19 protein-coding genes are annotated in these 20,115 nt (G+C 70.9%); 11 read left to right on the forward strand and 8 right to left on the reverse strand.

Annotation, left to right across the window (positions count from 1 at the left end):
• Positions 1–37: 37 nt before the first annotated feature.
• Positions 38–1,921, reverse strand: coding sequence for a BTAD domain-containing putative transcriptional regulator (locus JHN63_RS39645; RefSeq protein WP_307782092.1), 1,884 nt, complete (start codon positions 1,919–1,921; stop codon positions 38–40).
• Positions 1,922–2,083: 162 nt separating this feature from the next.
• Between JHN63_RS39645 and JHN63_RS39650 the strand changes: the two genes are divergently transcribed.
• Both JHN63_RS39650 and JHN63_RS39655 read left to right on the forward strand, forming a co-directional pair.
• On the forward strand, positions 2,084–2,458 hold the full coding sequence (locus tag JHN63_RS39650; RefSeq protein WP_200689959.1) for a peptidase inhibitor family I36 protein: 375 nt from the start codon (positions 2,084–2,086) through the stop codon (positions 2,456–2,458).
• Positions 2,455–3,354, forward strand: a complete 900-nt coding sequence (locus JHN63_RS39655) for a hypothetical protein (RefSeq protein ID WP_200689960.1) — start codon at positions 2,455–2,457, stop codon at positions 3,352–3,354. Before JHN63_RS39650 ends, JHN63_RS39655 begins: the two co-directional genes overlap by 4 nt.
• 43 nt (positions 3,355–3,397) lie before the next feature.
• On the opposite strand, the gene JHN63_RS39660 is transcribed toward JHN63_RS39655, so the two are convergent.
• Entirely contained in the window at positions 3,398–4,024 is a 627-nt protein-coding gene (locus JHN63_RS39660; protein WP_200689961.1) for a TetR family transcriptional regulator, read from the reverse strand.
• A 222-nt stretch (positions 4,025–4,246) separates the two neighbouring features.
• On the opposite strand from JHN63_RS39660, the gene JHN63_RS39665 reads away from it, so the two are divergent.
• Genes JHN63_RS39665 through JHN63_RS39675 form a run of 3 tightly spaced genes read left to right on the forward strand, consistent with a single transcriptional unit; the run spans position 4,247 to position 7,439 of the window.
• The gene (locus JHN63_RS39665; RefSeq protein ID WP_200689962.1) at positions 4,247–5,647 is read left to right on the forward strand and encodes a glycosyltransferase family 4 protein; all 1,401 of its coding nucleotides are present in this window, start codon (positions 4,247–4,249) and stop codon (positions 5,645–5,647) included.
• Positions 5,641–6,375 carry a class I SAM-dependent methyltransferase gene (locus JHN63_RS39670; RefSeq protein ID WP_200689963.1) on the forward strand — a complete coding sequence of 245 codons (735 nt, stop codon included), beginning with the start codon at positions 5,641–5,643 and terminating at the stop codon, positions 6,373–6,375. Before JHN63_RS39665 ends, JHN63_RS39670 begins: the two co-directional genes overlap by 7 nt.
• On the forward strand, positions 6,372–7,439 hold the full coding sequence (locus JHN63_RS39675; protein WP_200689964.1) for a prenyltransferase: 1,068 nt from the start codon (positions 6,372–6,374) through the stop codon (positions 7,437–7,439). Before JHN63_RS39670 ends, JHN63_RS39675 begins: the two co-directional genes overlap by 4 nt.
• 58 nt (positions 7,440–7,497) lie before the next feature.
• On the opposite strand, the gene JHN63_RS39680 is transcribed toward JHN63_RS39675, so the two are convergent.
• On the reverse strand, positions 7,498–7,788 hold the full coding sequence (locus JHN63_RS39680; RefSeq protein ID WP_200689965.1) for a hypothetical protein: 291 nt from the start codon (positions 7,786–7,788) through the stop codon (positions 7,498–7,500).
• 163 nt (positions 7,789–7,951) lie between these two features.
• Between JHN63_RS39680 and JHN63_RS39685 the strand changes: the two genes are divergently transcribed.
• The 4 genes from JHN63_RS39685 to JHN63_RS39700 all read left to right on the forward strand — a co-directional run bounded on the left by JHN63_RS39685 (position 7,952) and on the right by JHN63_RS39700 (position 12,300).
• A complete protein-coding gene (locus JHN63_RS39685; RefSeq protein WP_200689966.1) occupies positions 7,952–8,527 on the forward strand; it encodes a hypothetical protein in 576 nt (191 codons plus the stop codon).
• A gap of 104 nt (positions 8,528–8,631) precedes the next feature.
• Positions 8,632–9,951: a hypothetical protein gene (locus tag JHN63_RS39690; protein ID WP_200689967.1), complete on the forward strand. Its 1,320-nt coding sequence runs from the start codon at positions 8,632–8,634 to the stop codon at positions 9,949–9,951.
• Positions 9,948–11,525 (forward strand): substrate-binding domain-containing protein, encoded by a 1,578-nt coding sequence (locus tag JHN63_RS39695; protein WP_200689968.1) that lies wholly within the window; start codon positions 9,948–9,950, stop codon positions 11,523–11,525. Before JHN63_RS39690 ends, JHN63_RS39695 begins: the two co-directional genes overlap by 4 nt.
• Entirely contained in the window at positions 11,512–12,300 is a 789-nt protein-coding gene (locus tag JHN63_RS39700) for a hypothetical protein (protein ID WP_200689969.1), read from the forward strand. Before JHN63_RS39695 ends, JHN63_RS39700 begins: the two co-directional genes overlap by 14 nt.
• A 15-nt stretch (positions 12,301–12,315) precedes the next feature.
• Here the strand turns inward: JHN63_RS39700 and JHN63_RS39705 are convergent, their stop codons facing one another.
• The 3 genes from JHN63_RS39705 to JHN63_RS39715 form a co-directional block, all read right to left on the reverse strand.
• The gene (locus JHN63_RS39705) at positions 12,316–13,320 is read right to left on the reverse strand and encodes an LLM class F420-dependent oxidoreductase (protein ID WP_200689970.1); all 1,005 of its coding nucleotides are present in this window, start codon (positions 13,318–13,320) and stop codon (positions 12,316–12,318) included.
• Positions 13,321–13,438: 118 nt separating this feature from the next.
• On the reverse strand, positions 13,439–14,212 hold the full coding sequence (locus JHN63_RS39710; protein ID WP_200689971.1) for a DUF5336 domain-containing protein: 774 nt from the start codon (positions 14,210–14,212) through the stop codon (positions 13,439–13,441).
• A gap of 86 nt (positions 14,213–14,298) precedes the next feature.
• Positions 14,299–15,216 (reverse strand): N-acetylmuramoyl-L-alanine amidase, encoded by a 918-nt coding sequence (locus tag JHN63_RS39715; protein ID WP_200689972.1) that lies wholly within the window; start codon positions 15,214–15,216, stop codon positions 14,299–14,301.
• Positions 15,217–15,335: 119 nt separating this feature from the next.
• On the opposite strand from JHN63_RS39715, the gene JHN63_RS39720 reads away from it, so the two are divergent.
• A complete protein-coding gene (locus JHN63_RS39720) occupies positions 15,336–16,313 on the forward strand; it encodes an alpha/beta fold hydrolase (RefSeq protein ID WP_200689973.1) in 978 nt (325 codons plus the stop codon).
• 2 nt (positions 16,314–16,315) lie between these two features.
• On the opposite strand, the gene JHN63_RS39725 is transcribed toward JHN63_RS39720, so the two are convergent.
• Together JHN63_RS39725 and JHN63_RS39730 are read right to left on the reverse strand one after the other, a co-directional pair.
• A complete protein-coding gene (locus JHN63_RS39725; RefSeq protein ID WP_200689974.1) occupies positions 16,316–16,966 on the reverse strand; it encodes a class I SAM-dependent methyltransferase in 651 nt (216 codons plus the stop codon).
• Positions 16,967–17,077: 111 nt separating this feature from the next.
• The gene (locus JHN63_RS39730) at positions 17,078–18,811 is read right to left on the reverse strand and encodes an MFS transporter (protein WP_200689975.1); all 1,734 of its coding nucleotides are present in this window, start codon (positions 18,809–18,811) and stop codon (positions 17,078–17,080) included.
• A gap of 215 nt (positions 18,812–19,026) precedes the next feature.
• On the opposite strand from JHN63_RS39730, the gene JHN63_RS39735 reads away from it, so the two are divergent.
• The coding region (locus JHN63_RS39735; protein WP_200689976.1) for a beta-ketoacyl synthase N-terminal-like domain-containing protein at positions 19,027–20,115 on the forward strand (1,089 nt) is incomplete at its 3' end.

Consider the following 20,115-nt stretch of genomic DNA (forward strand, 5'->3'; position numbering starts at 1 on the left):
TCTGTCCCCTCTGGAAGCTGGGGGCACTTCTAACCAGTCAAAGCCCAAGACGGTAGTTAGATCCGCCCCCAGCTTCCAGAGGGGACAGATCCGGGGACGTGCCGGTCGGTGCGGCTGCCGCGTCCGCGCGCTGGACCAGATGGGCGCGGGCCAGGACGTCGAGCGCACGGCGGGCGTCCGCCGTGGAGCCACCGGTCAGCGCGGCGGCGGCGGACGCGTCGAGATCCGGGCCGGGGTGGAGGCCGAGCAGGCGGAAGGTGCGGGCCGCTTCCGTGGGCAGCTGGCGCAGGGACCAGGAGAAGACCGTGACGACGGCGGCCCGGGGGTCGCCCTCCGCGTCCAGGAGGTACAACCGGCGCTGCTGGTCGGCCAGTTCGGCGACGAGGTCGGTGAGCGGGGTGCCGGGGCGGGCGGCGGCCAGTTCCGCGGCGACCCGGAGTGCCAGCGGCAGCCGTGCGCACTGGGCGGCGAGGGTGTCCACCGCTTCCGGCTCGGCCTCCGCGCGGGGACCGATGAGCCGGCGCAGCAGGGTGCGGGCGGCGTCGGCGGGCAGCGGGTCGAGGTCGAGACGCTGGGCGCCCTCCCGCGCGACCAGCCCGGCCAGGCTGTCGCGGCTGGTCACCAGCACCGCGCAGGAACCGGTGCCGGGCAGCAGCGGCCGGACCTGCTCCACGGTGGCCGCGTTGTCCAGCACGATCAGCATGCGCCGGTCCGCAACCTCCGTGCGGTAGCGCGCCGCCCGGTCGTCCGGCTCCGCCGGGATGTCCCGCTCGGACACCCCGAGCGCGGTCAGGAACCGGACCAGCGCGTCGGGGGCGGTCAGCGGCCGCTCGGGGTCGTAGCCGCGCAGGTTCACATACAACTGCCCGTCGGGGAACCGGTCCCGGGCCCGGTGCGCCCAGTGCACCGCCAGCGCCGTCTTGCCCACGCCCGCCGTCCCGGACACCGCCGAGACCACCACCGCGGTCGGCCGCACCGTACCCGCGCCCGCGCCCAACACCTTCTCCAGCCGGGCCAGTTCCTCCTCCCGACCGGTGAACCCCGCTGCCTCCAGCGGGAGTTGGGCGGGTACGACCTTCACGCGTCCACCACCGGCCCCGGACGGCGGGCGCGCGGCGGCCTTCCCGCCGAGGACCGCCTGGTGTGCCTGCCGGGCCTCCGTGCCCGGGGTGGTGCCGAGTTCGTCGGCCAGCCGCCTGTGCAGCGCGGCGTAGCAGGCCAGTGCCTCCGGGGCCCGCCCGGCGGCGTGCAGCGCCCGGATCAGCGCCACGGCGAGCGGCTCGACCAGCGGGTGCTCGGCGACGAGGACGGACAGCGCGTCGACCACCGCCAGGTGCCCACCGACCCGGAGTTCGGTGTCCGCCCAGACGAGCACGGCGTCGACGTACTGCCGTAGCCAGCTCTCCCGCGTCCGTGCCGCCCAGTCACCGGGCAGCCCCGCCAACGGCGTTCCCTGCCACAGCCCCATCGCCTCTCGCAGCGCCAACACCCGTTCAGGGTCGGGCACTTCGGCCCGCCGGGCCCGCGCGACCAGCTCCCGGAAGCGGTGTACGTCGACGAGGTCCGCCGCGACTTCGAGCCGATAGCCCGCCGGACCGCGCACCAACTCCATCGCGACAGGCGGGATTTCGGAGCCCCCGGTCGACAGCAGCGGGCCCGTCTCCCCGAGGACCCGTCGGATGCGCGCGATATGGGCGTAGAGCGTGCCGCGCCCCTGCGCCGGCGGATCCTCGCCCCAGACCCGGTCGATCAGCGTCTCGGCCGCCACCCAGCGCCCCGCGTCCACCAACAGCGCCGCCAGGACCGTACGCCGCTTCGCGGGACCCAGATCCACCGGCCGGCCCGCGACCCATAACTCCACGGGCCCCAGCAGCCGAAATCCCCTCACGCCGTCCACACCGTCCCACCCCACGCGCTTCACAGGTTCTCCACCGCGCACCCAATCACCTGCCCACCTGCGGGACAAGGTTTGCGCAAGGTCCCCGACCACCTCCCTCCGCCACCTTGGGCACGGCAACTCGCCCGCACCACGGACGACTTCGGGTCCGTGGGCGGCGCCCCGAGTGATGGAGGAACACAGAGAATGAAGCGGATCCTGGCCAAGGCCGGCATCGCCCTGGGAAGCGTGGCCCTGGCCACCACCGGCGCGTTCATCACCGCCGCACCGGCGAGCGCGGCACTGTCCGACTGTCCCTCCGGCGGACTCTGCGCGTACCTCGGCGTCAACGGCTCGGGCGACCCGGGTGTCGTCTACGGCGACAACACGAACCTGCTCCAGTACAACAAGTTCAACAACGCCGAGTCGCTGTACAACAACGGCAACAGCTGCAACGTCCGGATCTACTCGGGCACCGGCTACACGGGGTCCAGCTACATCCTCGCCAAGGGCTACTACAACGGCTCCCTGGCGAACACCGTGTACTGGCACAACGTCGCCTCCAACGACTGGTGCGTGTGACCACAACCACGGCGCGGCGGACACTGCTCGCGGTGCTCCTTGTGCTGACCGCGGCCGGCTGCTCCCCCGGGGGAGAGCAGCCGGCCCGCGGGCCCGAGGCGCTCGACGTCCGTCCCCTGTCGGGAGCCACCGCGTCCACCCACGCCGACGCCGTACGCCTGCACGACCGCGAGGAACGGGCCGTGGCCGCCTGTATGAGCGCCCGCGGCCAGACCTACACGGCACAGCCCCGCACCGCGTCCGCGCGTGGCGAGGAGACCAACCCCTACGGCCTGCTCACCGTCAGGAAGGCGACCCAGGACGGGTACGGCATCGTCGGCGAGTACCTCTACCAGCGGTCCACGCCCGTCCCCGCGAGCGAAGCGCATCCGGCCTCCTGGCAACGGGCGTTGACCGGCACCCCGGCCCACCGGGTGAGCCTCCAGCTGCCCGACGGCGTCAACTTGGCCTACTCCAGCGACGGTTGCGTCGCCCGGGCCCGCGCCGAGCTGTACGGCGCGGACTGGAACAGGGTGGAGCCCCTCGCCGTAGGACTGGCGAACAAGGTGCTCGGCGCCGTCGAGAAGGACACCAAGTACCTGGCCGCCGTACGGCGTTGGTCGTCCTGCATGGCGAAGGCGGGGCACCCGGCGACGGACCTCCAGGCCCCCCGGCAGGCCGTCGACGCGCGGCTGCGGACGGCCGCGTCGGACGAGCGGGCCCTGCGCGCGCTCGGCAACGACGAACTCCGCACCGCCCGCGCCGACGCGGAGTGCCAGCTGGAGACGGGACTGTCCGAAGCGGTCCAGGACGTCCAACGGGCGGTCGAGAAGCGGCTGTTGACGGCGGCGGACCGAAAGACCGTGGCGAGCTACGTGGCGGACCGACGCAGGGCACTGGCCACCACCACCGCATGAAGGCCGGCCTCTCAGGAGGCCGGCCTTCATGCGTCAGTCCTCGTCAGTCCTTCTTCTCCGGGTCCGTCTGGTCGATCAGGCGGCACACCGTCTCGATGTCGATCTTCACCTGGGCGATGGACGCGCGGCCCGACAGCCAGGTGATCAGGGCCGAGTGCCAGGTGTGCTCGATGACCCGGACCGCGGAGAGCTGCTCGGGCGTCGGGTTGTCCAGCCCCATCGCGTCCAGGATGATCACCGTGGTCTGCCGGGAGACCTGGTCGACCTCGGGGGAGACGCTGCGGTCCGCGAAGGTCAGCGCCCGGACCATCGCGTCCGCCAGATGCGGCTCGCGCTGGAGCGCGCGGAAGGCCCGCATCAGGGTCTCCGCGACCCGCTCCGCCGCGCTCTCGCCGCCCGGCGGCTTCTTCCGCAGCGTGCCGTGCATGTGCTCCAACTGGTCCTGCATCGTGGCGACCAGCAGATGCACCTTGGACGGGAAGTACCGGTACAGCGTGCCGAGCGCGACCTGCGAGGACTCCGCGACCTCCCGCATCTGCACCGCGTCGAAACCGCCCCGGCTCGCCAACTGCGCGCTCGCGTGCAGGATGCGGCGCCGCCGGGCCTCCTGCCGCTCGGTGAGGGGCGGCGAGGTCCGCGCAGTGGCTTCGGGCTTGGCTTCCACTGGCATGGCTCCCGTTCCGTGACTGTTCCCGTGACTGTCGGTGAAGGCGGGTGATCGGACCGATCATGGCAGGGCGTCGGCCGTGGTGTGAATCACCTGATCCACTTCTCACAGCGCCCGTACCGGCCGGTAGATTCAGAACCTCCTGGACGATCAAGTCTGAAACTTGTTCTAGATTAGCGTCCCGGCGTAATCTCGCGGGACAGTGCAGGCAGAAGGGGGCTCAGAGTGACCGCTGAGGCCAGTCAGGCGGGTCCCCAGGAGGACCCGGCCGTCGACGGCGAGCGACCGCTCCGTATCGCACTCCTCACCTATAAGGGGAACCCGTTCTGCGGGGGCCAGGGTGTCTACGTCCGCCATCTCTCCCGCGAGTTGGCCCGGCTCGGCCACCGCGTCGAGGTCATCGGCTCGCAGCCCTACCCCGTCCTCGACGAGGGCTACGACGGCATCTCCCTGACCGAGCTGCCCTCGCTCGACCTCTACCGCTCCCCGGACCCCTTCCGCACCCCGAAGCGCGACGAGTACCGGGACTGGATCGACGCCCTCGAGGTCGCGACGATGTGGACCGGCGGCTTCCCCGAGCCCCTCACGTTCTCGCTCCGCGCCCGCCGTCATCTCCGCGCCCGGCGCGGCGAGTTCGACATCGTGCACGACAACCAGACGCTCGGCTACGGTCTGTTGGGCGACGTCGGTGCCCCGCTGGTGACGACGATCCATCACCCCATCACCGTGGACCGGCAGTTGGAACTGGACGCGGCAGAGAACCGGCGCCAGCGCATGTCGAAGCGCCGCTGGTACGCGTTCACCCGGATGCAGAAGCGGGTCGCCCGCCGGCTCCCCTCCGTGCTCACCGTCTCCGGCACCTCGCGCCAGGAGATCATCGACCACCTCGGCGTCCGCGACGACCGCATCCACGTCGTCCACATCGGCGCCGACACCGACCTGTTCTCCCCGGACCCGGCGGTACCCCAGGTGCCGGGCCGGATCGTCACCACGTCCAGCGCGGACGTCCCCCTCAAGGGCCTCGTCCACCTCGTCGAGGCCCTCGCCAAGGTCCGCACCGAACACCCCGACGCCCACCTGATCGTCGTAGGAAAACGCCCCACCGAGGGCCCGGTCGCCCAGGCCGTCGAGCGCTACGGCCTCGAACGCGCCGTCGACTTCGTCAAGGGCATCTCGGACGCCGAACTCGTCGACCTGGTCCGCTCGGCGGAGGTCGCCTGCGTGCCCTCGCTGTACGAGGGCTTCTCGCTCCCGGCGGCGGAGGCGATGGCCACCGGCACGCCGCTCGTCGCGACGACGGGCGGGGCGATCCCGGAGGTCGCCGGGCGCGACGGCGAGACCTGCCTGGCGGTACCGCCGGGCGACCCGGGCGCACTGGCCTCCGGCCTGAGCCGACTCCTGCGCGACCCCGAGTTGCGAGAGCGACTCGGCCGGGCCGGGCGTGAGCGGGTACTGGCGCGGTTCACCTGGTCCCGGGCGGCAGAGGGCACGGTCCTGCGCTACCGCGAGGCCATGAGCGGCTCCGCAGCCCCGCTTCCCGACTGCTCCGCGGCCCCTGCGGGGGTCCAGTCCACGACCTCGACAAGTGACACCGGTGTCTATCCCGAAAGCAGGGCCTCGTGCTGACCGTCGACTTCTCCCGGTTCCCGCTCGCCCCTGGCGACCGTGTCCTGGACCTCGGGTGCGGTGCCGGGCGGCACGCGTTCGAGTGCTACCGGCGAGGGGCACAGGTCGTCGCCCTCGACCAGAACGCCGAGGAGATCCGCGAGGTCGCCAAGTGGTTCGCGGCGATGAAGGAGGCCGGCGAGGCCCCGGCCGGCGCCACCGCCACCGCGATGGAGGGCGACGCGCTCCAACTCCCCTTCCCCGACGAGTCGTTCGACGTCGTCATCATCTCCGAGGTGATGGAACACATCCCGGACGACAAGGGGGTCCTCGCCGAGATGGTCCGGGTCCTGAAGCCCGGCGGCCGTATCGCCATCACCGTCCCGCGCTACGGCCCCGAGAAGATCTGCTGGGCCCTGTCCGACGCCTACCACGAGGTCGAGGGCGGCCACATCCGCATCTACAAGGCGGACGAACTCCTCGCGAAGATCCGCGAGGCGGGCCTGGAGCCGTACGGCACCCATCACGCGCACGGGCTGCACTCGCCGTACTGGTGGCTGAAGTGCGCGTTCGGCGTGGACAACGACAAGGCGCTGCCCGTGCAGGCGTACCACAAGCTCCTGGTCTGGGACATCATGAAGAAACCGCTCGCCACCCGGGTCGCCGAACAGGCGCTGAACCCGCTGATCGGCAAGAGCTTCGTGGCCTACGCGACCAAGCCGCACCTGCCGCTGGCGGAAGCCAAGTGACCACTCCCCGGACAGAACACCTCGTCCTGCCCGGGGTCCTCACCGCGGAGGAGGCCGCCGCGACCGTCGCCGGCATCCTCGCCGTGCAGCGGGAGGACGGCGCGATCCCCTGGTTCCGGGGCCACCACCTCGACCCGTGGGACCACACCGAGGCCGCGATGGCCCTCGACGCGGCGGGCGAGCACGAGGCCGCCGACCGGGCGTACACCTGGCTCGCCCGGCACCAGAACGAGGACGGGTCCTGGTACGCGGCCTACGCCGACGGCGACCCGCACGCGGTGACGGACCGGGGGCGCGAGACCAACTTCGTCGCCTACATAGCCGTGGGCGTGTGGCACCACTACCTCGCGACCGGCGACGACACGTTCCTGGACCGGCTGTGGCCCACGGTGTTCGCGGCGGTCGAGTTCGTGCTCAGACTTCAGCAGCCGGGCGGGCAGATCGGGTGGAAGCGCGAGGACGACGGCACGGACACGACGGACGCGCTCCTCACCGGTTCCTCCTCCATCCACCAGGCGTTGCGCTGCGCGCTGGCGATCGCCGAACAGCGTGAAGAGCCGCAGCCGGACTGGGAGTTGGCGGTCGGCGCGCTACGGCACGCGATCCGCCGCCATCCGGAACGCTTCCTGGACAAGGACCGCTACTCGATGGACTGGTACTACCCGGTCCTGGGCGGTGCGTTGACCGGTACGGAGGCCAAGTCCCGGGTGGAGGACGGCTGGAGCCGCTTCGTCGTGCCCGGGCTCGGGGTGCGGTGCGTCGTCCCCAACCCGTGGGTGACCGGCGGCGAGTCCGCCGAACTCGCCCTGGCGCTGTGGGTGTTGGGGGAGTCCGACCGCGCGCTGGAGATTCTCCAGTCCATCCAGCACCTGCGCGATACGGAGAGCGGGCTGTACTGGACGGGGTACGTCTTCGACGACGACGCGGTCTGGCCACGGGAGTTGACCACATGGACGGCGGGGTCGTTGCTGCTCGCGGTGGCGGCGCTCGGGGGACATGACGCGACCTGCGCGGTGTTCAGCGCGGAACACCTGCCCCTGGGCCTGGATCCGGACTGCTGTTAGGCGCGGGCCCGTTGGCGACCAGCCACAACGGACCCGCGGCCGACATCCGGCCCATGGCTCAGCGGTTGACCCGGTTGGCTATCGCGTGCCCGATGAACAGGTACACCACCGCGGCGAGGCCGTAACCGCAGACAACCCTCGCCCATGCCTCGTCGAAGGTGAACAGGTCGCGGGACCAGCCGGCGAGCCAGTTGGCCGAGTGGTGGACGAACTGCACGAGGTCGTTCGCGCGGTTGGCGTCCAGGAGGTACATCAGAATCCAGAGGCCCAGGATGAGGGCCATGATGTCGGCGATGATCACGATGACATTGCCGACGGAATTCGAACCGCGTCGATAGTAGGGGGACATGCGAACCGGATTGCCGCTTCCGGCCGTATGAAACCCGGCCGCCTCAAACCCGAACGGCCCGGACGCAACCCGAACGGCGGTGCCCGGGTGGCGCGAGCGGCCGAGCCGGGCGAGGCTGCCGGGGTAAGGACACCCACTCGGGGAGAACACCCCGGAGGACCCCGTGCCCGTACCGATACGGCGCCTCTTCGTGGCGCTCACCCTGTGCTGCGCCCTGCTCGCCGGTGCCACGGCCTGCGGCAGCGCCACCGATGACGCCACGCAGGACACCGCGGCCGTGGTGGCCGCGGCCGCCGCCGCCACCCCGAGCCCCAGCACCTCCGCCGAACGGCAGAAGTTCGCCAAGACCCGCTTCGTCGCGAACGCGGGCCTCGCCGCCGGTGCGACCTACCAGTGGATCGTGAAGCCCTGGAAGGCGGGCAAGTTCAAGAAGGGCGCGAGCGGACGCAGGTTCGCCCTCGTCAAGGCGGGCCTCGCGGGCGCGTTCGCCTACAACCGGCTCAAGGCGGCCACCAAGAACGCCAAGGGCGACCCCACGCTCGCCAAGGCGGTCGCCCCGCTCAGCGCCGGCATCGACTCCCTGAAGGACCTGCCGTCCAAGCTGCGCAAGGGCGACTCGACGGACGCGACGGCGAGTTCCTTCGACGACATCATCAACAAGGTCAAGGACGCCGGGAAGAGCGCCGGCGCCGAGGTGACCGACAAGGTGCCGTCGGCCGGGCAGCTCGCCGGCGGGTGACACCCCGACCGGTCACCTGTCCTTCAACTCACCGTCTCCCTGAGGACGTTCGGACGTAAGCGCGGACACCGACGATTCTTCCCCACCGTACGGGGGAGACGCCGGTGTCCGACGCAGAGAGACCGCGCGCCGTGTCCGAGGCGCCGCTCACCATCGAGGAACCGAGGCTCGCCACCCGGCACCGCAGCCGCCGCCGGCGATTACCGCGACAGGTCGTCGTCGCCCTCCCGCTCGCCCTCGCCGGGCTGGTCTCGCTGCTCGTCTCGGGCAACGCGCTGCGCCCGTTCGACCGCGTCATCACCATCGAGGCCCGCATGGCCTCCAAGTCCGACTACTTCAAAGACCCCGAAGTGCGGCGGCTGCTGCTGGAGCACAACATCCGGGTCGACATCCGCCGGCTCGGCTCCCGGGGCATCGCCACCCAGTCCCTCACGGGCATGGACGTGGTCTTCCCGTCCGGACAGCCCGCGGCCAAGCAGATCCTCAACCGGCAGCCCCACTCGGTGCGTTCGGTCCGCCCCTTCGTCACCCCGCTGGTGCTGGGCACGTTCCGGGACTACGCCGACACCCTGGTCCGCGCCGGAGTGGCCACCCCGCAGCCGGTCACGGGCGACGGCGGCACGCTCTACTACGACCTCGACATGAGGAAGTTCATGACCCTGCTCGACGGCACGGTCAAGGGGCGGGCCACCGGGGACCAGGACGGGGACGGCAGAGCCGAACGCGCGGACACCTGGAACGGCATCGGCTTCGACCGCACCGCAGGCCGGAGCAACAGCGGCCGGGTCCTGGTGCGTACCTCCAGCGTCTGCGAGTCCAACTCCGCCGGCACCTATCTGAGCATCCTCGCCTTCGTCGCGAACGGCGACACCACCCCCGGCGCGGGCCGGGCCGACCAGGCCCGGGCCGCCGCCGACGCCGGACGCGTCGCCCGGACGATCAAACCGCTGCTCAACCTCCAGGGCATGTGGGCCGACGAACAGGCCGACAGCTACTTCTCCGACCTCGGCGAGAGCATCGCGCCCATCTCCCTGATCTACGAGCACCAGTACCTGGCCCACCAGCTCGACTACGAGAAGCGCTACCACCGCCAGGACCACGGGCGCGTGCTGCTGTACCCCACCCCCTACGCCCTCACCGAACCGCAGCTGATCTCCCTCAGCGACGACGGCGACAAACTGGTCCAGGTGATCGAGACCGACGCCGAACTGCGCCGCCGCGCCATGGAGTTGGGCTTCCGCGTCCGCTCCTCCGGCGAGGACGGCACCAGCGAGCAGCTCAACACGTATCTGCGCGGCAACGGCATACAGGTGCCGACGCCGAACCGCGACCGGACCAAGGTCTACGAACCCGACCTGGACGTCCTGGAGAAGATCATCACCTATGTGGGCAGCTGCCCGCCGCCCGACACGGACGCCCCATGACGCGGTACGCGCGCACGCTGACCCGCTGGCTGGCGCTGGCCCTGCTCGCCGGCCTCACCTCCTGCGGACCGAGCAGTCCCGACGTCACCCTGCGCGTCCTCGCGAGCCCCGAACTCGCCGATCTGGCACCCCTGTTGGGACGGCTGAAGGACGACACCGGCGTCGAGCTGGACATGGAGTACAAGGCGACGGCCGACCTCGCCGGACAGCCTCCCGCCTCCGGAACCTCGCCGTACGACCTGGCCTGGCTCGCCTCGGACCGCTCGTTCCTGCTGCGGCTGCGGGACTCGGGCCGCACGGCCCGGTCCGAGTCGACGCCCATCATGCGCTCACCCGTGGTCGTCGGCCTCACCCCCGCGCTCGCGGCCACCCTGCGCTCCCGCGTCCCCGGCGGACGCCTCTCCTGGGCGGACATCGCCGACGCCGCCGCGGACGGCACCGTGCGCTTCGGGATGGCCGACCCGCGCAGCAGCGACACCGGCCGCGCCGCCCTCGTCGGCGTCGCCACCGCCGCCGCCGGAACGGGCGGCGCGCTGCGCGAGGACGACGTCTCCTGCGACCGGCTGCGCGGCTTCCGCTCCGGCCAGACCCTCACCGCCGGCAGCTCCCGCGCCCTGCTGGACACCTACGCGGACCACCAGGGCGAGGCCAACGCGCTGATCGCGCACGAGTCCGAACTGCTGTCCCTGAACGCCACGGACCGGCTGAGCGCACCCCTGACGATCGTCTATCCCGAGGACGGCATGGTGCTGTCCGACTTCCCGCTGCTCCTGCTGAACTCCGCCGAACACTCCGCGTACGCCAAGGTGGTGACCTGGCTGCTGCGGGACGACGTCCAGCTCGAGCTGATGCGGCGCACCTGGCGCCGCCCGGTCGCCCCGGACGTACGGCCGCTCGAGCCCCTGCGGGCCGCCGTCGGCAACGCGCTGTCCTTCCCCGACCGGCTCTCCACCGTGGAGCGACTCGTCGCCGACTACGGCGACCCGACCCGGCCCACCACCGACCAGGTGGTGTTCCTGCTGGACTTCTCCACCTCGATGCGCGGGGACCGGATCGCCCAACTGCGCGCCGCCTTCGCCGGGTTGAGCGGCGCCGACCCGACCTCCACCGGCAAGTTCGCCCGCTTCTACCGGGGCGAGCGGCTCACGGTCGTCCGCTTCGGCGGGCGCGTGCTGGACGAGACCACGGTGACCGTGCGCGGCGACGGCGATCTGCGCACCCTGCGCAAGGTGGTGGCCGCCGACGGCTTCGACGACTCCACCGCCGTCTGGTCCGCCCTCGACCGCGGCTACCGCATCGCCGCCGACGCCGTGCGCGACGACCCCGAACGACCGCTCTCCATCGTGCTGATGACGGACGGCCGGAGCAACGCGGGCCTCGGATACGAGCAGTTCGAGCGCCACTACGACCGACTCGACGCCGGCGCGCGTGCTGTGGCGACCTTCCCCGTGCACTTCGGCGAGGCCGACGCGGCCGCCTTGGAGAAAGCCGCCGAGGCGACCGGCGGCCGTATGGTCGACGCCGACCGTTCCTCGCTCTCCGACGCTTTCAAGGAGATCCGTGGGTGTCTTTGACAGTCAGTGGTGGAGCCTGCGGTGGCCGTGGACGGTCGTCTGGCTCCTGACGGCGGCCTGCTTCGCCGTCGTCCTCCGGTACGCGCTGCTGCGGTGGCGGACTTCGGTCAGACAGCGCCAGGAGGACCTGGGGCGGACGGTCTCCGGCATGTGCGTCTACCTCAACGAGGCACGGGTCGAGACCATCGCCGCCATCCTCGGCATACCGAAGTCCGACTTCGTGGAGATCTCCGAACAGACCAGCGTCACCAGCAGGTTGGGGCTGTCCGGCCGGTTCGGCGGCGGCTCCGGCACGGCCGGACGGGACGCGAACAGGAAGAGCAGCTCCTCGTACGCCGAGCAGAACACGCCCATGAAGACGATCCGGCTGATCATGGTCAGGATGCGCGAGCGGGACCGGGTCGTGGACGCCGACCTGATCAACGGACACCTCTTCCCCAACGCGGCGCTCACCCGGGCCCTGGAGGACGCGGGCACCACCGCGAGCAGAGCGGGCGCCCCGCTGACCGCCGTACGCTCGGACTACGTCTCGGTCTCCGGCCTCTTCACGGTCAGCAGGGCGGCCGGCGGCGACATCGTGCTGCGCGCCCGCTACGGCGGCGGCGAGCCGGCCGCCCAGGTGAAGATCACCTGCGAAGAGGCCTGGGTCCGCCCCGAGTTCAGGGTCGACCGGTACGCCGAGGGGGAGTTCCCGGCCACCTGCCTGGGGCTGGTGCGCACCTGGAACGGCACGACCGGGGAACTCACCCTGGACCCGGTCTCCGTCTTCCGCTGAACGGACCGTCCCCGGCTACGAGTTGAGCTCGGCCAGCACCCGCAGCGTGTGCGGGTCGGGGGCGAGGGCCAGCAGGTCCGTCACCGGGCCCTTGCGCCACAACTCCAGCCGCTCCGCGATCCGTTCCCGCGGGCCCACGAGCGAGATCTCGTCGGCGAAGGCGTCCGGCACCGCGAGCACGGCCTCCTCCCGGCGACCCGCGAGGAACAACTCCTGTATCCGCCGCGCCTCTTCCTCGTACCCCATGCGCGCCATCAGATCGGCGTGGAAGTTACGGGCCGCGTGCCCCATCCCGCCGATGTAGAAGCCGAGCATCATCTTCACCGGGAGCAGCCCTTCGGCCACGTCGTCGCACACCTTCACCTGAGTCATGGGCGCGACGAGGAAGTCGTCCCGAAAGACTGTCGTGCCGTAGACCTCGGGGCGGCTCGGCGACCAGTACAACGGCAGCCACCCGTCGGCTATGTGGGCCGTCTGCGCCACGTTCTTCGGACCCTCGGCGCCCAGCAGGATCGGCAGGTCGTGGCGGAGCGGGTGGGTGATGGACTTGAGTGCCTTGCCGAGGCCGGTCCCGTCCGCGCCCCGGTACGGATGCGCGTGGAAGCGCCCGGCCACCTCGACCGGCGCCTCCCGCCGCAGCACCTGCCGTACGACCTCGACGTACTCCCGGGTCGCGGTGAGCGGCGACCTGGGGAACGGCCGTCCGTACCACCCCTCCACCACCTGCGGCCCCGACAGCCCGAGTCCGAGCAGCACGCGCCCGCCGGAGAGGTGGTCGAGGGTCAGCGCGTGCATCGCGGTGGTGGTCGGGGAGCGGGCCGCCATCTGCGCAACTGCCGTCCCCAGCTTGATCGTTGACGTCTGCGCGGCGATCCAGGTCAGCGGGGTGAAGGCGTCGGACCCCCATGACTCGGCCGTCCACACGGAGTCGTACCCGAGCCGCTCGGCCTCCTGGGCCAGCGGCACATGATCGGCGGAGGGCCCGCGCCCCCAGTACCCGAGTGCGAGACCGAGCCGCATATCGCCTCCCCAGCAAAGGAACTGACGGCACGTCAGCAAACCGTCGACGGCTGCGACTGTACGACAACGGCCCCCCACCCGGAAGGGTGAGGGGCCGCGGTGAACGCTGGGGAGGGGCTCAGCCGCGCTGGATCCCCGAGGTGTCCTGGAGGACGCCACGACGGCCGTCCTGGGTCTGCGCGACCAGCGCGGGACCGCGCTGCTCCACGGCCAAGTACCAGGTACCCGGCGCCAGTTCGGCGATCGGAGCCGGCGAACCGTCCTCCGCGAACAGCGGCCGGGCCACCGGCACCGCGAACCAGAACGGCGAGAAGTCCCCGGCCGGCACCGGCGCGGGCTGCCCGAAGGGCTGCGCGGCCTGCGCCTGCTGCGGCGGGGTGCCGTACGAGGGCTGCTGCGGCGCACCGGCACCCGGGTAGCCGTAACCACCGGGCGGCTGCGTGCCGTAGGGCTGCGGGGCGGCCGGCTTGGGGGCCGGGACCAGGGCGGCCTGGAGCGGCGGGAGGAGGGGCGTCGCGATGGCGCCGCCTGCCATGACGAGGGCGGCGATGAAGCCGAGGATGAGGCCGGCGCCGGCGCTGACGTTGTCGCCGACGTCCACCAGCGTCCAGAACAGGGCCCACGCGGTGAGAACCGTGAACGCCACGCCGACTGTCCCGATGTCCAGGCCCACGACCTTGCGCGGCTGCGGCAGACAACGGTTGACGACGATGAGAGCGGCACCGATGACGCCGCCCATGTAGGTGCCGAGGCCGTTACCGAGGCTGGTCCACGCGGTCACGTCCAGGTCGAATCCCTTGGCCGTGTAGAAGCTGAGGAAAGACGCGATGAAGAGCAATACCGCTGCTCCGATCACCACGCCGTCGCCTCGTGTGAGGGAGCGGATATTCACTTCAGGTCCTTCGTAGGTCGTCTCGTCGTCGGTTGACCCTATCGTCCACCTTGCCTGGGTGTCCGCCCGGATCAGCCCGCTGATCGCTACCCGCGCAGGAAACTCACGATTCCCTCAGAGATCCCCTGCGCCGCCTTCTGTCGCCAGGCGCTGTTCGTCAGCAGTGCCGCGTCATTGCTATCGCGCATGTTGCCGCACTCGATGAACACCTTGGGAACCGTTGACAGATTGAGACCGCCCAGGTCCTTACGCGTGACGAGACCGGTGCCGTCGCCGACGTAGTTGGAGAGCTGTTCGCCCGTCGTCCGTTGGTAGTTGGTTTTGATGCTGCGGCCGAGGAGAGCGGAGGGGCCGACGATCGCACGGGTGTCGGCGGAGCCCGCGTGCACCGAGGCGGGCAGGATCACATGGAAGCCGCGGTCACCGACCGGGGCACCGTCCGCGTGGATGGAGATCGCCGCGTCCGCGTGCGCGTCGTTGCCGATCTTCGCGCGCTGGTCGACGCAGGGTCCCCAGGCGGGGGAGGCGCCGTCGTGCGTCAACTTCACCGTGACGCCCTGCTGTTCGAGCAGGGTGCGCAGCCGGTGGGACACGTCCATCGTGAACTGGGCTTCCGAGTAACCCGCGTTGGTCGACGTCCCCGTCGTGTCGCACTCCTTCCAGTTCGTGCCGATGTCCACCTTGCGGTTGATCTCGGTGCCGTGCTGGAAGTTGGTGATGTTGTGCCCCGGGTCGATGACGACGACCTTGCCCTTGAGGGAGCTGGGGTTCGGCGGCTTGTCGTCGTTCGACGCGGTGCCCGACGGGGACGCGGGCGCGCCGGACGCCGTGGAAGCGGAAGAGGAGTGGGCCGCCGCGCTGCCACCCCCCGGACCGGCCACCGCCTCATAGACGAACCATCCGATCAGTGCCCCCGGGACCAGCGCGGCCAGTGCCACGGTCAGGGGCCCACGACGGGGACGGCGGGGCTGCGGGGAATCGAGGTCCGGACCTACGTACGACACGGGAGTCACCCTAACCGCCACCCGCGGCCGGTTTGCCGAAGCGGCAACAAGAGTCGTGGGCGCGCCGGGATCGGGCGCAGGATCGTCGGACCGGCCCCCGCAACGGAGGACTCGTCACCATGGTCAACAACGTCACCCACCGGCTCGTCCCGGCCCCCGCCGGCCGTATCCACCTGGTCGAACAGGGCACCGGCCCGCTCGTCCTGCTGGTGCACGGCTTCCCGGAGTCCTGGTACTCGTGGCGCCACCAGCTCCCCGTGCTGGCCGCGGCGGGCCACCGCGCGGTCGCCGTCGACGTACGCGGCTACGGCCGCTCGTCGAGGCCCGCGGACGTGTCGGCGTACCGGATGCTCGACCTCGTCGAGGACGCCGTGGCCGTGGTGCACGCGCTCGGTGAGCGGTCGGCGGTGATCGTCGGGCACGACTGGGGCGCGGGCATCGCCGCCCACTCCGCCCTCCTGCGGCCGGACGTCTTCCGCGCCGTAGGACTGCTGAGCGTCCCCTACACCCCGCGCGGCGGCCCGCGCCCCGGCGAGATCTTCGCCGGGATGGGCGGGGCCGAGGAGTTCTACGTCTCCTACTTCCAGCGACCCGGCCGCGCCGAGGCCGAGATCGAACCCGATGTACGCGGCTGGCTGGCCGGTTTCTACGCCGCGTTCTCCGCCGACACCATGCCCGCCCCCGGCACGCCCGACCCGCACTTCGTGAGCCGCGAGGGCGGGACGCTGCGGGAACGGTTCCCGTCGGCGACCGCACTTCCCACCTGGCTGAACGAGGCCGAACTCGACGTCTACGCCGGGGAGTTCGAGCGCACGGGCCTGACCGGCGCCCTGAACCGCTACCGGAACATGGACCGCGACTGGGAGGACCTCGCCGACCACGACGGCGCCCCGATCACCCAGCCGTCCCTGTTCCTGGGCGGTTCCCTGGACGCCTCCACCACCTGGCTGTCCGACGCGATCGCCGCCTACCCCGTGACCCTCCCCGGACTGCGCGGCTCGCACATCCTGGAGGGCTGCGGGCACTGGATCCAGCAGGAGCGTCCCGCGGAGGTCAACGAGCACCTGGTCAAGTGGCTGGCCGGGCTGCCGAGTTGAGGTCAGATGCCGGTACCGGTGCGCCGTAGGACACGCAGGGAGCCGGTCGCCGAGACCTCCGTGAACGCGCCCGACTCCAGGGCCCGTAGATACACGCGGTAGGGCGCCTGGCCGGTGAACTCGTCCTCGACGACCGGGAACACGTCATGGATGACGAGCAGCCCGCCCTCGGCGACATGGGGCGCCCACCCCTCGTAGTCACCGTTCGCGTGCTCGTCGGTGTGACCGCCGTCGACGAAGACGAGCCCGAGCGGCGTCCCCCAGATCCGGGCGACCTGCGGCGACCGCCCGACGAGGGCCACCACGTGCTCCTCCAGACCGGCCCGGTGGAGCGTCCTGCGGAACGTGGGCAACGTGTCCATCAACCCGAGTTCCGGGTCGACGGTCTCCGGGTCGTGGTACTCCCACCCCGGCTGCTGCTCCTCGCTGCCGCGATGATGATCGAGGGTGAGCGCGGTCACGCCGGTCTCGCGGGCGGCATCGGCGAGCAGGACGGTCGACCGCCCGCAGTACGTCCCCACTTCGAGCAACGCCAGCCCGAGCCCACCGGCTTCCACGGCGGCGGAGTAGAGGGCGAGCCCTTCGTCGACCGGCATGAATCCCTTGGCTTCCTCGAACGCGGCGAGGATGGAGGGCTTGGGTGCCAGGGGCATGACGCTTCCTTCGGTACTGGCGACTTGTGAGCGCCGCCAGGGTACGCGTTTGAGGGGCGCGGGGAACTGCGCGGCCAGCCCCCACACACCCGCAGAAACCAACGAACCCGACTACGCGCTAACGGTCTCCCCGGGCAACAAAAGATCCAGGTCAACCGCAACCTCGTCCCCCGCGTGCGACGCGGAAGAGGCAAGCGGCCCATGCCCACTGGCCCGTGCGGCCAGCACATACGCCCCCTGGGACGGCACCGCGAGCACGTAACTACCGTCCTCCTCGGAGAGCGTCGCTCCGGCCTGCCGCCCCCGACGGTCGATCAACGTGACCTTGGCCCGAGCGACAGGCGAACCGTCCGCCCCGAGCACCCGCCCCCGGAACCCCCGGAGAACCTCCTCCGCGCGCTCGAGGTTGGCCTCCTCCTCGCTGCTGAAGTTCAACTGCGGCGCACGGTTCGGCTTGGGAAGGAACAACGCCATCAACAGCCCGACGGCCACCGCACCGGTAGCGATCAGGAACGACACCCGGAACCCGTGCATCGTCGGGACGGCGACCCCGCCCACATGGTTCGCGGTGTTCGCCAGCACCATGCCGATCACCGCGCTGGAGACGGACGTACCGATGGACCGCATCAGGGTGTTGAGCCCGTTCGCCGCACCGGTCTCGGACGCCGGCACCGCACCCACGATCAACGCGGGCAGCGACGAGTACGCGAGACCGATCCCCGCGCCCAGCACGACCGCGATGACCAGGCTCTGCCAGGCCGCGCTCATGAGGCCGATGCCCGCGCCGTAGCCGATGCCGATGATCACCATGCCGATGATCAGGGTGACCTTCGGGCCGTACTTCGCGGAGAGACGGGCGTAGACGGGGGCGGTGAACATCATCGTCAGGCCCAGCGGCGCGACCAGCAGACCGGCGGTGACCATCGACTGGCCGAGGCCGTAGCCGGTGGACTTGGGGAGCTGGAGGAGCTGGGGCAGGACGAGGGAGACGACGTAGAAGGAGACGCCGACCATGATCGAGGCGAGGTTGGTGAAGAGGACCGCCGGGCGGGCCGTGGTGCGCAGGTCGACCAGCGGGGCCTTCAGGCGCAGCTCCATCACGCCCCACAGGACCAGGACGACGGCCGCGGCCGCGAACAGGCCGAGCGTGGTGCCGGAGGTCCAGCCCCAGTCGCTGCCCTTGGTGATGGGGAGCAGGAAGAGGACGAGTCCGGCGGAGAGGCCGATCGCGCCGAGCACGTCGAAGGTGCCCTCGGCGCGCATCGGGGACTCCGGTACGACGAGGAGGGTGAGCACGATCGCGAGGACACCGAGGCCGGCGGCGCCGTAGAAGAGGGCGTGCCAGTCGGCGTGCTGGGCGACCAGGGCCGCGGCGGGCAGCGCGAGGCCGCCACCGACGCCGATCGAGGAACTCATCAGGGCCATGGCCGAGCCGAGCTTCTCGCGGGGCAGCATGTCGCGCATCAGGCCGATGCCCAGCGGTATCGCGCCCATCGCGAAGCCCTGGAGCGCACGGCCCGCGATCATCGTGAGCAGGTCGCTGGTGAGGGCGCTGACCAGTGCTCCTACGACCATCACGGCCAGGCTGACGATCAGCATCCGGCGCTTGCCGTAGAGGTCGCCGAGGCGGCCCATAATCGGTGTGGCGACGGCTCCGGAGAGGAGTGTCGAGGTCAGGACCCAGGTGGCGTTGCTGGGCTCGGTGCTCAGCAGCTGCGGCAGGTCCTTGATGACCGGGACGAGCAGGGTCTGCATCACCGCGACAACGATGCCCGCGAAGGCGAGCACCGGCACGACGGCGCCGGACGGCCTCCGTGCGGGCTGGTCGGTCGACGTGTGCGTCATGAAGTGAGGCCTCCAGGCCAGAGGAGTGGAGCAGCGGGACGGGTGGAACCGTGCGGGACAGTGGAACCGTGCGGGATAAGTGCACGGTAAACCTCGTATGCATGGGCAACTATTCCGATGCTTCGGCGTACTAACGAATCCTTGACCGTCCCATGAATATCTGACCCTCTGTCAGCTCTGGTCATTTACTGGAACGTGTTCTAATCTCGCCCGCCATGAAGGCCTATGTCGCCGGCGTCGGGATGACGAAGTTCGAGAAGCCCGAGAGCCGGGAGTGGCAGTACTGGGACATGGTGAGGGAGGCGGGCAGTGCCGCCCTCGCGGACGCCGGGATCTCCTACGGCGATGTAGAACAGGTTCCGATCGGCTACTGCTTCCAGCCCTCGACCGCCGGCCAGCGCGCCGCCTATGAACTCGGTCTCACCGGCATCCCCGTCTACAACGTCAACAACAACTGCGCCACGGGTTCGACCGCGCTGATGCTCGCCCGGCAACTCGTCGAGGGTGGCGCCGCCGACTGCGTGCTGGCGGTGGGCTTCGAGAAGATGAAGAGGGGGGCTCTCGGGGGTGGTACCGATGGTGGCGACTTCGCCACCTCCCCCGTCGCCCGGCACTACGGCATCATGGCCGCCCGGCACGGCTTCGAGATGACCCCGCCCACCGCCCAGATCTTCGGCGACGCGGCCCGCGAGCACATGGAGAAGTACGGCACGACCGAGGCGCAGCTCGCCGCCGTCGCCGCCAAGAACCACCGGCACTCGGCCCACAACCCGTACGCCCAGTTCCAGGACGTGTACGACGTCGACGACATCCTCGCGGCGCGGGTCGTCCACCACCCGCTGACGAAACTCCAGTGCTCACCGACCTCGGACGGAGCCGCGGCGGCGGTCGTGGTCTCCGAACGCTTCGCGGAGGAGCGGCAGTTGGGTGCGGGCTCGCTCGTCGAGATCGTCGCCCAGGCGATGACCACCGACACCGAGGACTCCTTCGCCTCCGGCTCCTGCGTCGACGTCGTCGGACAGCCGATGTCCCGGGCCGCCGCCCGCCAGGTCTACGAACTGTCCGGACTCGGCATCGAGGACGTGGACGTCGTAGAACTCCACGACTGCTTCTCGATCAACGAGCTGCTGACGTACGAGGCGCTCGGCATGTGCGAGCCCGGGGAGTCCGGGAAGCTCGTCGAGTCCGGGGGGACGACCTACGGCGGGCGGTGGGTGGTCAACCCGTCCGGCGGGCTGATCTCCAAGGGGCATCCGCTGGGGGCCACCGGGATCGCCCAAGTCGCCGAACTGGTATGGCAGTTG

The sequence above is a fragment of the Streptomyces sp. MBT65 genome (assembly GCF_016612545.1).
GTDB lineage: Bacteria > Actinomycetota > Actinomycetes > Streptomycetales > Streptomycetaceae > Streptomyces.